This window comes from Rhodococcus sp. IEGM 1306, assembly GCF_036541985.1.
Taxonomy (GTDB): domain Bacteria; phylum Actinomycetota; class Actinomycetes; order Mycobacteriales; family Mycobacteriaceae; genus Rhodococcus_F; species Rhodococcus_F qingshengii.
This window is the reverse complement of sequence record NZ_JAZHFF010000004.1, coordinates 246345-259570: the sequence shown is the minus strand read 5'-3', so window position 1 is coordinate 259570 and position 13226 is coordinate 246345. Positions and strand designations below refer to the sequence as shown.

At 63.7% G+C, this 13226-nt stretch carries 12 protein-coding genes; 9 read left to right on the top strand and 3 right to left on the bottom strand.

The window, feature by feature from the left end; all coding sequences use genetic code 11:
* Positions 1–24: 24 nt before the first annotated feature.
* Positions 25–1293, bottom strand: a complete 1269-nt coding sequence (locus tag V3587_RS13715; protein WP_095970450.1) for a cytochrome P450 — start codon at positions 1291–1293, stop codon at positions 25–27.
* A gap of 128 nt (positions 1294–1421) precedes the next feature.
* Between V3587_RS13715 and V3587_RS13710 the strand changes: the two genes are divergently transcribed.
* The 3 genes from V3587_RS13710 (at position 1422) to V3587_RS13700 (ending at position 4938) form a co-directional block, all read left to right on the top strand.
* The gene (locus V3587_RS13710; protein WP_003945046.1) at positions 1422–2057 is read left to right on the top strand and encodes a TetR/AcrR family transcriptional regulator; all 636 of its coding nucleotides are present in this window, start codon (positions 1422–1424) and stop codon (positions 2055–2057) included.
* Positions 2058–2066: 9 nt separating this feature from the next.
* Positions 2067–3491 (top strand): hypothetical protein, encoded by a 1425-nt coding sequence (locus V3587_RS13705; RefSeq protein ID WP_283376790.1) that lies wholly within the window; start codon positions 2067–2069, stop codon positions 3489–3491.
* Between the two features lie 67 nt (positions 3492–3558).
* On the top strand, positions 3559–4938 hold the full coding sequence (locus V3587_RS13700) for a hypothetical protein (protein WP_283376791.1): 1380 nt from the start codon (positions 3559–3561) through the stop codon (positions 4936–4938).
* Here the strand turns inward: V3587_RS13700 and V3587_RS13695 are convergent.
* On the bottom strand, positions 4895–5320 hold the full coding sequence (locus tag V3587_RS13695; RefSeq protein WP_095970494.1) for an NUDIX hydrolase: 426 nt from the start codon (positions 5318–5320) through the stop codon (positions 4895–4897). The genes V3587_RS13700 and V3587_RS13695 overlap by 44 nt on opposite strands.
* A 190-nt stretch (positions 5321–5510) precedes the next feature.
* Here V3587_RS13695 and V3587_RS13690 point away from each other — a divergent pair, with 190 nt between their 5' ends.
* Genes V3587_RS13690 through mnhG form a run of 6 tightly spaced genes read left to right on the top strand, consistent with a single transcriptional unit; the run spans position 5511 to position 11865 of the window.
* Positions 5511–8348 carry a Na+/H+ antiporter subunit A gene (locus V3587_RS13690; RefSeq protein WP_095970454.1) on the top strand — a complete coding sequence of 946 codons (2838 nt, stop codon included), beginning with the start codon at positions 5511–5513 and terminating at the stop codon, positions 8346–8348.
* Positions 8345–8977, top strand: coding sequence for a Na(+)/H(+) antiporter subunit C (locus tag V3587_RS13685; protein ID WP_095970455.1), 633 nt, complete (start codon positions 8345–8347; stop codon positions 8975–8977). The genes V3587_RS13690 and V3587_RS13685 overlap by 4 nt, the downstream gene beginning before the upstream one ends.
* Positions 8974–10689: a Na+/H+ antiporter subunit D gene (locus V3587_RS13680; RefSeq protein ID WP_283376792.1), complete on the top strand. Its 1716-nt coding sequence runs from the start codon at positions 8974–8976 to the stop codon at positions 10687–10689. The genes V3587_RS13685 and V3587_RS13680 overlap by 4 nt, the downstream gene beginning before the upstream one ends.
* A complete protein-coding gene (locus V3587_RS13675) occupies positions 10686–11258 on the top strand; it encodes a Na+/H+ antiporter subunit E (protein ID WP_283376793.1) in 573 nt (190 codons plus the stop codon). Before V3587_RS13680 ends, V3587_RS13675 begins: the two co-directional genes overlap by 4 nt.
* Positions 11255–11524 (top strand): monovalent cation/H+ antiporter complex subunit F, encoded by a 270-nt coding sequence (locus V3587_RS13670; protein ID WP_003945061.1) that lies wholly within the window; start codon positions 11255–11257, stop codon positions 11522–11524. Before V3587_RS13675 ends, V3587_RS13670 begins: the two co-directional genes overlap by 4 nt.
* Entirely contained in the window at positions 11521–11865 is a 345-nt protein-coding gene (gene mnhG / locus V3587_RS13665; RefSeq protein ID WP_372581417.1) for a monovalent cation/H(+) antiporter subunit G, read from the top strand. The genes V3587_RS13670 and mnhG overlap by 4 nt, the downstream gene beginning before the upstream one ends.
* On the opposite strand, the gene V3587_RS13660 is transcribed toward mnhG, so the two are convergent.
* Positions 11831–13198: a phosphatase PAP2 family protein gene (locus tag V3587_RS13660; protein ID WP_095970458.1), complete on the bottom strand. Its 1368-nt coding sequence runs from the start codon at positions 13196–13198 to the stop codon at positions 11831–11833. The two genes, mnhG and V3587_RS13660, sit on opposite strands and share 35 nt — an antisense overlap.
* Positions 13199–13226: the final 28 nt, after the last annotated feature.

Sequence of the window (13226 nt, the reverse complement as noted above, 5' to 3'; positions counted from 1 at the left end):
GGTGGTACCTCTCACCTACCGACTCTAGTGAGCGACCGGGCAGCCTGTGCTCTTGTAATCGACCTGGAACTCCTTGATGCCGTTGATCCAACCCGAGCGCAGACGGCGCGGATCACCGATCTTGGTGATGTCCGGGACGTTGTCGGCAATCGCGTTGAACATCAAGTCGATCTCCATGCGAGCGAGGTTGGCACCGATGCAGAAGTGCGCGCCCGTTCCACCGAAGCCCAAGTGCGGATTGGGGTTACGAGTGATGTCGAACGTCATCGGGTTCTCGAACACGTCCTCGTCGAAGTTCGCGGAGCTGTACAGCATCACCACTCGCTGACCCTTCTTGATCGACACTCCTGCCAATTCCGTGTCCTCGAGCGCGGTGCGCTGGAACGCGGTGACCGGTGTCGCCCAACGGACGATCTCGTCGGCCGTCGTCTTGGGACGTTCCTTCTTGTACAGCTCCCACTGCTCAGGGTTGTCCAGGAACGCGATCATTCCGTGCGTGATGGCGTTGCGGGTGGTCTCGTTCCCTGCGACCGCCAGGATGAGCACGAAGAACCCGAACTCTTCCGGGCTCAAAGCGTCGCCGTCGATGTCGGCCTGGACCAGTGTGGTGACGATGTCATCTGCCGGGCAGGTACGACGCGCGTCTGCCATTTGGTACGCGTATCCGAGGACCTCGGTGGACGCGACTGCCGGATCACCTTGGTATTCCGGGTCGTCGTAGCCCATCATCTCGTTGGACCACTTGAACAGCTTGTCCCGATCGTCCTGCGGTACACCGATCAGATCCGCGATCGCCTGGAGCGGCAGCTCGCTGGCAACCTGCTTCACGAAGTCGCCCGGACCTTCGCTCACAGCGGTGTCGACGATGCTCCGTGCACGACGATCCAACTCGTCGCGCATGCCGTTGATCGCGCGCGGCGTGAACAGCTTGGAAATCAGCTTGCGGAGCTTGGTGTGCTCCGGCGCATCCTTGTTGAGCAGAAGATGGCGGAGCATCTCGACGGCCTCGCGAGGCATGTCGTCGGCGAAACGCGCGATCGCGGTGTTCTCCCAGCTCGAGAACACATCACTGCGCTGGCTGACCTCTTTGACGTCAGCGTGACGCGAGACCACCCAGTAGCCCTCGTCCTGGAATCCGCCGACCGTCGGCGGCTGCTCACACCACCACACGGGTGCGTTGCGACGCAGTTCGGCGAACTCCTCGAAAGGGATCCGCTCCCCGAGGACAGCAGGATCGGTGACGTCGAATCCGGCCGGCAGGTCAGGTGTGCGTGTTGTGTCCGAAATGGTCATGGCGTCCTCTGATCGGTCGATTGTGCGCTACACCGCAGAGTAGCTTTCACTAACGGCCTGTCAAGTGAAAGACGGCCAGTCTCGTGCAACCGTCCCGCAAGAGCCCCCGCGGCACTAGGATCCCGGTAATGACAGATACCTCCGGCAGACTGACGCTGCGAGAGAAGCAGAAGCAGCGAACCCGCGCAGACCTCGTGGATGCCGCCGGCGCGCTCTTCACCGAACGCGGATACGCGGCTGTCACCGTCGAGGACATCGCCGGCCGGGTCGGTTGCAGCCGAGCCACCTTCTATCTGCACTTTCCCGGCAAGATCGACATTCTCAAGGCACTCGGTTCGAACACCGTCGTATCCAGCACGCTCGCGATATTCCAGGATCTCGACCACGTACTCGATTCCGGTTCGCGCGAAGAATTCGCCGGCTGGATCAACCGCGCTCTCGACTGGTGCCGCGATCACCACCACATGATGCGGGCGTGGGACGAGGCCATGGTCCTCGAACCCGAATTCCGGACACTGGCACGTGAAGGCATCTCCGCGCTGCCCAACGCGATGCCGTCGTACCTCGCCCGGTGGCCGCAGAATCGACACGACGAGGCGAAACTCCGGGTAGAGCTCCTGCTCACACAAGTCGAGCGCTTCTTCATTCGCTGGGCCGAGCAGGGCGCGATCACCGCGGGTGCGGACGTCGCAGCAGACGTTCTCACCGACATCTGGTTTCCGGCACTCACGCCGCCCACAACCGATGTTGCGGCGCCGCGATAGGTTGGCCCGATGCCACTCGATCTTCGAGCGATCCTCACCACCGTCACCGCACTCCTGTCCGGGATACTCGCGGCGCTGGCCCTGACCAATCCCGTTCTTCGCGACTGGGCCATCGTGGCCTCCCCGTCGGAAGTGGATCGTTGGATCAGCAGTGGACCGACTGCCGTCGGACTCGGCGCCGTGGTTGCCGTGCTCGCGTGCGCCCTCTCTCAGCGTCGCGGTTCCCGTCGGGCAGCCTGGATCGCGATCGCCGTCGGCGTAGCCGTCATCGCGATCGTTCGGGCAGTCGTACCCGAGGTCGCGTCGCTGGACCTGCTGATTGCCTTGATCATCGTCAAAAGTGTTGCAGCCGGGGCGATTCTGGGTTGCGCAGTTGCCGTCAGTTGGGATCGCACTGCCACGAAGAACGCCGTACTCCTCGGTGTGCTTGCCACCTTCCTGGCGGTTCGCACCTTCGCCGGTGGAACAGGCCGGATGAGTACGTCTTCGGTGGGTGAGCCGTCGTGGTGGCTGATCGGTGCCGCAGCCGCAGCAGCGGTCGCCTGCGCAGTCACCGCACAGGCCGGCTTCCGGATCCGGAAACCCGACACGGGCGAAATTCGCATCGCATTGGTGGTGATCGCAGCGCTGGCAATCGGGCATCGCGTGATCGGCGCCGTGGTCGACCGCCAGCAGTACGCATCCGAGGCAACCGCCTGGTTCGTCATGGTTTTGGCGGCAGGCGCTGCGCTCGCGTTGACGTGGATCGCTGCGTACCGTCTCGGCGACACCTCCGGTGCTGGTGGCAAGTTCCTCTGGGCGGCAACCGCACTGGCCGCTGCGTCCGCTCCGTTGTTCGTCGACATCGCGAAGGGATCCGGTCACTGGGGTCAGCTGAAGTCCCCCTGGGTGATGGTGCTCTTCGCGGCCCTGCCGGTCGCCGTCGGATTGCGACTGCACAAGCGAGTTCCTCGGCTCGTGGCCATCGTCGTCCTGGTTGCGGTTCCGCTGTCGGAACTACTGCCCTTCGATTCCGCGCACGGAACATGGTCAATCGCACTGAAGATCGCCGCACTGGGCCTCGCTGCCGGATTGCTGTTCGGTTCCCTGGCTCCCGGCAGCCTGGTCGACGGCACGCTCGGACTCGCGATTCCCTTTGCCGCGATGACCTTCTCGTCGATCGCCATCCTCACCGATCAACTCTCCTTCCCACCGATGATGACGTCGATATACATCCAAGGCCAACTCGACATCGATGCGGTCTCTCCTCACGGCGACGGAGGATTATTCGGACGCGGCGTCGGCATCACCGTCGACTACGTCACCGCTCAGACCGTTGGCGCGGCGGTTCTGTTCACCCTGATCATCGGCTTCTGCGGCACGGCGATCCTCCGACGATCCCACCCTCCTGTCGATACTGCGGAATCTCGGATCGAACCGGAGCCAGTCGACTGACACACCGTCACCGGACTGAGACCTGCTATTGCGGTGCAACTGGTACCGGATTGACTATTTTGGAGCAGTGCCCATCGCCCGCAGGACGCTGCTCGTCGCTCTGAGTGGTGTGACGGCATTCGTCGTCACCGTCGTCGCTTTGGCACCGTTCGTGAACAGCCAGTCGACGTCGATTTCGACGGGCGATCGCTTCTGGTCGATCTCGACCATCGGCGCCGGCGTTCTGGCTGTGGTCGCGGTCGGGACAGCCGCGATGATGGCCCGCTGCCGGTTACGGACCGCGGCCATGACGGTCGTCGGTGGGCTCCTCCTCGAACTGCCCGGGCTCTACGATCACAACTTCGAGGCACTCTCGCCCGTCGGTGCGGGAGTCGCCGTCGGCGCGGTCACGGTTGCCGCCGCTCCGCGGGTCCGAGCCGCTTCGGTCGCGGGAACGATTGTCGCCGTGCATGTCTCGGATTCCTTGCTCGACGAGGACGCAATTCCTCGGCGATATGCGGACTACATCGCCGACAACACAAACCAGTTTCAACCACCCGTAGTGGGAGCGACACTGCTCGCGCTTGCATTGGCAACCGCCTGCGTCGCCGCGTTCTGGTTCCACGACTTCGACAAGGACCACCCCAAGGAACGGATGGCCGTTCGGCCCGTGACGATCGCGGCGGTGCTCACGCTCTTCGGCGTCGCGGCGAATTGGTGGTTCGAGATCACCACAGTCTCAGCAGCGGTACCCCTCCTGCTCGTCGCGCTGGTGATCACGGTGATCTGCGCGCGGGTGTTGGGCGACGGCAGTCGAATCCTGCTGATGTGTACCGCAGCCGTCGCAACTCTGGCGGCGGTGTCGGCGAACCGTCCCGCAACCGAGGCGATGGAGTGGTCGAAGACCCCCGCCTCCACCGCCGTCGTGATCGGAGTCGTCATCGTCGCCGCGGCAGCAATCGGCGCGATCGCTCCCTCGCGGGTCGTCGGCTACGGATTGCTCCTGACGGTGACGGTCGCCGGGATCGTCAGCTACGCCACGTCGCCGTCGCCGAAGATCGGTGACGTTCTCACGATCAGCGATCTTCTTGTCGCCTTCACTGCAGCGGTAGTCACGTATGCGATCGCCAGCGCGATGTACCGAGAGCCACCGCGGACCGGAGCCTCGCGAGCCCTTGTCGGACTGGGTGTCATCTTCGGCCCGACGGCACTGGCACTGCTCGTCTACCCGCAGTTCGACTACGGATGGACGGCGTACACCCCTCTGGACGAGAACAAGCCTTTCAACGGCATCACGACGGTCGGTCCGTTCGAAATCTCGACCGACATCCTGATACTCGACGCCGTCGCACTGATCATCGTGGCCGTCTGCGCCTACACGAGTCTGCGATTGGGCCGGATCAGTCGGTCCGTTCCTTCGCCGATCAGTCGATCAGATCCATCGACGCCAGCCGATGGAACACTTTGAGCGATCCCGGCGCCACCTCGTCCATCGCCGCGTATTCGGAGAGCGTGAAGTAGCGGAACTCGGCGATCTCACTTGTCGGGTGCGGGTCTCCGGCCATCTCCGCCAGATAGCAGCTCATGTGCAGGCCGGTGTCCGCGGAATGACCGAAAGCATGAGCCTCGAAAACGTCGAGGAACGTGACCGTTCCGTCGACCAGATCGACGTCGAGTTCCTCCCTGATTTCTCGGTGCAGCGCCTGCTCGGGCGTCTCGCCCGGGTCGATCTTCCCGCCGGCCATGTAGAACGCGGTCTTGCCCACGGAGCGGGTCTGGATCAGCTTGCGATCGCGAATGTGCGCAAGGGCAGCGGTACGGATGATCGTGGTGGGAGTAGACGAATTCACGTCGTCCAACCTACGTGTATCAGCGGGCGCCGATGATGTCCGAATCGACTCGCTGCACATCGAAACTGCCACGCCCGGTAATATGTACGCAAAGACAACCTCTCCGACTAGGTGAATTGTCTCGTTATTCCGATAGGTTCGATTTTGTTCGGACACCCCGCCGCCCGCTGACAACACGACGGAGTGCCTTTTGCTCGCTATCTTGCTTGCCCATGCCGTTGCCGCCCTCTTGGCTCCGCTTGTGGTGCGCAGGTTAGGGCGAAACGGCTTCTTCCCCCTCGCGATAGTCCCCCTCGCCAGCCTCGGCTGGGTCATCGACAAATGGGGCACCGTCGAGTCGCTGCACATCACCTGGGTTCCCGGCCTGTCGATGGACATCGACTTCAGATTCGACGCGCTCTCGGCCATCATGGCCGTGCTCGTCCTGGGCGTCGGCACGCTGATCCTGATCTACTGCGCCCGCTACTTCAACGACGACGAACCTCGACTCGGAATCTTCGCCGCCGAGATGGTCGCCTTTGCCGGCGCCATGTTCGGGCTCGTGACCAGCGACAACATGCTGCTTCTCTACGTGTTCTGGGAACTGACGACGGTCCTGTCGTTCCTGCTGGTCGGTCATTACGCCGAACGCGCCACCAGTCGCCGCGCCGCGACCCAGGCACTGCTCGTGACCACCGCCGGTGGTCTCGCGATGTTGGTCGGCATGATCATCCTCGGCCAGGTCGGCGGTAGCTACAACCTCTCCGAACTGGTCGCGAACCCGCCGACGGGGTGGCTCCCGTCCGTCGCGATCGTCTTGATCCTGATCGGCGCGCTCTCCAAATCGGCAATCGTGCCCCTGCACTTCTGGCTGCCCGGTGCGATGGCCGCGCCTACCCCCGTCAGCGGCTATCTACACGCTGCAGCGATGGTCAAGGCCGGTATCTACCTTGTCGCGCGCCTGGCTCCCGGGTACGCCGATTCGCCGCCGTGGCGCATCACCATCATCAGTCTGGGTCTGCTGTCGATGATCCTCGCCGGTTGGCGAGCCATGCGCGCATACGACCTCAAACTCGTCCTCGCCTTCGGAACCGTCAGCCAACTCGGCTTCATGATGGTCCTGGTCGGCATCGGTACGCGTGACGCCGCCCTGGCCGGCATGACGATGGTCGTGGCGCACGCGATGTTCAAGGCCGCACTCTTCATGGTGGTGGGCATCATCGATCACACCACCGGCACCCGTGACCTGCGCAAACTTGCTCACCTGGGTAAGGCGGCACCCGCTCTGGCGATCATCGCGAGCCTCGCTGCCGCCAGCATGGCCGGTCTGCCACCGCTACTCGGATTCGTCGGCAAGGAAGCCGCACTCGAATCGGTTCTCGAAACGAACGCGCTCGGCCACTGGTCGTCCATCGCCGTCGTCACGGTGATCGTGTTGGGCTCGATCCTGACCGTCGGCTACAGCGTCCGGTTCATCTGGGGCGCCTTCGGACGCAAGACCCTGAGCAAGCCCAGCCCGGCCGTCAGCAAGATGCACAAGCCGGGCTGGCTGTTCCTGTTCGCGCCCGGCTTGCTCGCCGTTCTCGGTCTGGCCGCCGGCATTCTCTCGCCGCAACTCGAGAAGCTGCTGACGCCGTACTCCACCACGCTGGCCCCTGGCCCGCACGCCGATTACCACCTCGCACTGTGGCACGGATTCAACACTCCGCTGCTGCTCACGTGCATCGTCATCGCCGGCGGTGTCGCGCTCTACATCGCACAGCGTCAGATCAGCCGACTGCACTTCGAGCACCCGCCGCTGGGCAACGCCGACCGTATCTACGACGCGACCCTGCGTGGCATGGACACCATCTCGATGCGCCTGACCGGCGCCACTCAGCGTGGTTCGCTCCCCCGCACGCAGTCGACGATTCTCGCGACGCTGGTCGTCGTGCCGCTGTTCCTGCTGATCATCGACACCAAGGACGCCGGCGTCGACCTACGGATGTGGGATTCGCCGATCCAGTTCACGATCGCGCTAATGATGATCTCGGCCGCCATCGCTGCAACGCTGATGCGCAACCGACTCGCGAGCGTCATCCTCGTCGGACTCACCGGCTACGGCTGCGGTGTGTTGTTCGCGCTGCACGGTGCTCCCGACCTGGCTCTGACCCAGTTCCTCGTCGAAACACTGACGCTGGTGATCTTCGTACTCGTACTTCGGAAGTTCCCCGCCGAAGTCGACGAAAGCAAGGCGATCGGCTTCAAGTGGCCGCGTGCCGCACTCGCCGTCGCCGTCGGAATCACCGTCACCACCATCGCGGCATTCGCCACCAACGCCCGGAACACTCGTCCGATCTACGAACTGCTTCCCGACGCGGCCTACGACCTGGGCAACGGCAAGAACGTCGTCAACGTCCTACTCGTCGACATCCGCGCATGGGACACGCTCGGTGAGATCTCCGTGCTGCTGGTCGCAGCGACCGGCGTCGCCAGCCTCGTGTTCCGCAACCGCCGCTTCGGTATCGCGCCGCGCGTCGCCGACGCTCCCTCCGTCATCGTGGACAAAGCTGCCGCCAACTCCGATACGACGTGGCTGCGCGGCGGAGACCTGATCGATCCGCGGCACCGTTCACTGGTTCTCGAGGTCACCACGAGGTTGATCTTCCCGGCCATCATGGTGTTGTCGATCTACTTCTTCTTCTCCGGTCACAACGCTCCCGGCGGAGGTTTCGCCGGAGGCCTGACGGCGGGCCTCGCCCTCGTGCTGCGTTACCTCGCCGGTGGCCGCTACGAACTCGGTGAAGCAGTACCCATCGACGCGGGCAAGATTCTCGGCCTCGGCCTGGCGCTCTCCGCAGGTACCGCCCTGGTGTCGCTGTTCTTCGGAGCTCCGGCACTCTCGTCGGCCGTCTTCGAGTTCACGCTCCCACTGATCGGCCACGTCAAACTGGTCACCGCACTGTTCTTCGACCTGGGCGTCTACCTCATCGTGGTCGGCCTGGTCCTGGACGTACTCCGAAGTCTCGGCGCCCGCCTCGACGCAGAAATCGAGGTGAAAGCACCATGAGCGCAAACATCGGAATGCTGATCCTGATCGGCGTCCTCACGTCGGCCGGTGTCTACCTGCTGATCGAACGAAGCATCACCCGGATGCTCCTGGGTCTGCTCCTGTTCGGCAACGCCATCAACCTCTTGATCCTGACCGTCGGTGGATCGGACGGGAATCCGCCCATCGTCGGCCGAGATTCGGTCCACGAGGAGATAGCGGATCCGCTCGCCCAGGGCATGATCCTGACGGCGATCGTGATCACGATGGGAATCGCCGGCTTCGTTCTGGCACTGGCGTACCGGTCTTACAAGATCAACACCGCCGACGCCGTCGAGGACGATCCCGAGGACACCAAGGTTCTCAAACGTCGCCTGCCGGCCGACGCTCCCGACCACGACCGCTCCGACGACCCGGTCACCGGTGCCCCGAGCATCGGCGGCGACGCATTCGACAAGGACGGAAACCCTATTCCCCTCGAACAACTGGTCAACCTCGAGGACATCGAATGCTACGACGACCTCCACGACGGCGACTTCGAGGACGAACCGGTACCCGACTGGGCCACCGACCTGGCTCGTAAGAAGGAAACCGAGAAGCGGCGTAAAGACGCTCGCCAAACCGAGATCGAGGGAGGTGGAGGCGCATGACCATCTCGGACAACCTGATGGGAGCCCTTGCGCCCCTACCCGTCCTGATCCCGATGCTGGCCGCAGCCGCGACGCTGGTCGTCGGTCGGCGGCCTCGCTTCCAGCGTGTGATCACCCTGATCGCGCTGGTCGGCGTCGTCGCTGTGTCCGGCCTGCTGCTCTACCTCGCCGACCGCGACGGGACGACCGCTGTTCAGGTCGGCGGCTGGGATTCGCCCATCGGCATCACACTCGTCGTCGACCGTCTATCGGCGATGATGCTGGTGGTCTCGTCGGTGGTGCTGCTCGCCGTCATGATCTACGCGATCGGTCAGGGTATTCGCGACGGCAGCGAGGCCCAGCCGGTCTCGATCTTCCTGCCGACCTATCTGGCGTTGACTGCCGGTATCTCCAACGCGTTCCTCGCCGGTGACCTCTTCAACCTGTACGTCGGGTTCGAGGTTCTGCTTGCCGCGAGTTTCGTGCTCCTGACGCTCGGTGCCAGCGCCGACCGCGTCCGGGCCGGTATCTCGTACGTGATGGTCTCGATGGTGTCTTCGCTGATCTTCCTGGCGGGCATCGCCTTCGCCTATGCGGCGACCGGCACCCTCAACATGGCCGACATGGCCCTGCGCTTCGACAACATTCCGCCGGGCACACGAACGGCCATCTTCGGTGTCCTGCTCGTGGCGTTCGGAATCAAGGCCGCGGTCTTCCCGCTCTCGGCGTGGCTACCCGACTCGTATCCGACCGCGCCCGCACCGATCACCGCCGTCTTCGCGGGGTTGCTCACCAAGGTCGGTGTGTACGCGATCATCCGCGCGCACTCGTTGCTGTTCCCGCAGGGAGAACTCGACAATGTACTGATGGTGTGCGGCCTGCTCACCATGGTGGTCGGCATCATGGGTGCCATCGCGCAGAGCGACATCAAGCGTCTGCTCTCGTTCACACTGGTCAGCCATATCGGTTACATGATCTTCGGTATCGCGCTGTCCACGACGTCCGGGCTCTCCGGCGCGATCTACTACGTCGCCCACCACATCATCGTGCAGACGACGCTCTTCCTCGTCGTGGGTCTGATCGAACGACAAGCCGGGTCGTCGTCGCTGCGCCGTCTCGGCGGTCTGGCTGCGGCCAGCCCGATCCTGGCGATCGTCTTCCTGATCCCGGCCCTGAACCTCGGTGGTATTCCGCCGTTCTCGGGCTTCATCGGCAAGGTCGCACTCCTGCAAGCCGGTGCGTCCGACGCCAGCGCGTTGGCCTGGATCCTCGTCGCCGGCGGCACGATCACCAGCTTGCTGACGCTCTACGCCGTCGCCCGCGTGTGGACCAAGGCATTCTGGCGAGCCCGCGCCGACGCACCCGAAGGTGACCTCGCCGACGTCAGCCCGTCAGCGTTGATCGACGAATCCGAAGAGGACATCGCGTTCGTCGACCGCGAGGACGTCGGCAAGATTCCGCTCTTCATGCTGATCCCGACGGTCGGTCTCGTCATCGTCGGCCTGGCGCTGACGGTGTTCGCGGGCCGGATCATCGACATCAGCGACAGAGCGGCGAAGGATCTGCAGGACCGGTCCATCTACATCGACGCGGTTCTCGGCAACCACCGACCCGTGCCGGTGGACGAAGCTCCCGTCGCTGCAGACGACCCTGCAGCCGTCCCGAACACCGATGTCCCGAACACCGATGTCCCGAACACCGTTGTCCCGAACACCGAGGAGGCTCCGCGATGAAACGCGAACAGGTACTCCGCGTCGGGATCCTGCTGTGGCTGATGGTCGTGTGGATCCTGTTGTGGGGCAACATCAGCTTCGGCAACATCTTCTGCGGACTCGCCGTCGGCCTGATCATCATGGTCCTGCTTCCCCTCCCCCGCGTACCGGTCGAGGGCCGGGTGCATCTGCTGTCGATTCTGCGTCTGCTGTGGATGATCGTGTACTACGCGATCGTGTCGAGTATCCAGGTCGCCTGGCTGGCGATCCGTCCGTCGCCGCCGCCGGTCACCGGAGTTCTGCGGTACCAACTCGGAATCAAGTCGGACCTGGTTCTCACGCTGTGCATCGACGTTCTGAACCTGATCCCGGGCACGATGGTTCTCGAGATCGACCAGAATCGACGCATCGTCTACGTCCATGTGCTCGACGTCGGATCGCAGAAAGCCGTCAGTGCGTTCTACCGCTCGGTGGAGGATCTCGAGCGGTTGTTCATCGCGTCGTTCGAACGTGATTCGGACTGGCAGCCCAGCCCCTGGCACCAGCGCGACTACGAATTCGATGCACCCCGGCAGGAGGACCAACCATGAACGGGTTCATCACCACGATCTTGATCATTTCCGGAGTGATTCTCCTGATCGCCGCAGTACTGACCACGTTCCGACTGCTCGACGGTCCGAGCTCACTCGACCGCCTCGTCGCTCTGGACACGATCATCGCGGTCTCGATGTGTGGGCTCGCGGTCTGGGCTGCGTACAGCAAAGACACGACCATCGTTCCCGCCATCGTGGCGCTGGCACTGGTCGGCTTCATCGGTTCCGTGTCCGTCGCGCGCTTCCGGGTGAGTGACCAGTGATCGGCAACATCCTCGACACGATCGGGGCCGTCTCCATCTTCCTGGGTGCGCTGCTCGCGCTGACCGCGGCGGTGGGAATCGTTCGTTTCCCCGACACCCTGCGTCGTATGCACGCGGCCACCAAGCCTCAGGTGGTCGGACTTGTTCTGGTTCTGATGGGTGCGGTGTTCCTGCTTCGTGGCAGCGTCGACATCTGGATGCTGGTACTGGTCGGCATCTTCACGTTGCTGACCGCGCCCGTCATCGCGCACAGCGTCGGACGCGTCGCCTACCGCGAACAGCGTGAAGAGGACGACCTCATGAAGATCAACGAGCTGGAAGACCCGGACTCTCTCCTGTAGCGGCATCCCACTCACCGTCGCGCTCGCCCCACACTGCAAGAGCGGTGCCGGGGCGGGCGAAGAAGGTGGCGAAGTACGCCACCGACATGAGAACCAGGACAGCCATCAGCAGCGGCCCGAAGATCGCCGGGTACTCGGCCATCTGCACTGCAGCGAATCGGTACGAAAGCAACAATCCCGCGAGCAGTGCCGAGCCGCCGATCAACAGGCGCACTCGGAACCAACCCCAACCTCGCTCCGGATCCCGCAGCGCCGCATCGAGCGTCAGGCACAGGACCGCACCGGCAATGAGGTCGACGCCGTAGTGGAAGCCGAATCCGAGCGTCGCGGTCAGGGTCGCGACGAGCCAGAACGATCCCAGGCTGCGAATCCACCACGGTCCGCTGCGCGAGTGGATGAACAACGCGACCGCCCACGCGGTGTGCAGGCTCGGCATGCAGTTTCGCGGTGCGGCGTCGTCGAACGGCAGCGACGACGGCGACGCGAAGTCGAAGTTGGGCACGATGTTCGGCCAGTAGTCACCGATCTGGAATCCGAAACCACGCGGACCGAAGGCGAACACCGGCCCGACCACCGGGAACAGGACGTAGAAGATCGGGCCGATCAGCCCGATGAGCAGGAACGTTCGCAGCAGGTGATGCGACGGCCATCCCTTGCGTACTTGATAGAGAGCAACCACGATCACTGCGACGGGTAGTTCGACGTAGATCCAGTCGAGCGCTGCGGCACCGACGGGGCCCATGGCGTCGACGATCTGACCCATCACCCACGACGGGTTCCCGAGAGCCTGGTCGGCGAGAAATACGTACTCGTCCCAGACATCGGTGCCGACGAGAATGGTGATCTCCAGCCACGTTTCGGCAACCTTGGCCGCGATGATGAGCAACGCGCCCAGAGCGACGCCGTGCAGAACGCTGAGTCGACGCTCGCCGGACAACTTCCACACCGCGTACACCGCGATGGCCGTCAGAACCCAGGTGCCGCCGGTGCCCATCGTCAGCGGTCCACCCGAGAACCAGCGGATCGCGCCGACGACCACGTCGATGACGACGGCCGCGGATACCGCGTAGATGCGTTCTTTGTTGTTCAGTCCGACCAGTGCGAGAGCGAGGCCGACCCACGGCATCGTCGCCGAACGGGGAACGAGGAAGTAGTCACCGAAGAGGCTTTCCACCGGACCGAGATAGCCCTTGTACGACGCGAACGCCTGCACGCCCAGAACCAGGGCGGTCAATGCTGCTGTGCCGATCAGAAGGAGTCGATGAGAACTCGACCACGAACGATCAGATTGTCCGGGTGCGTCCCCTCGTTGGGACCAACTGTCTATCAACACCGGACAATAGTAAACGGCATGTGAACCG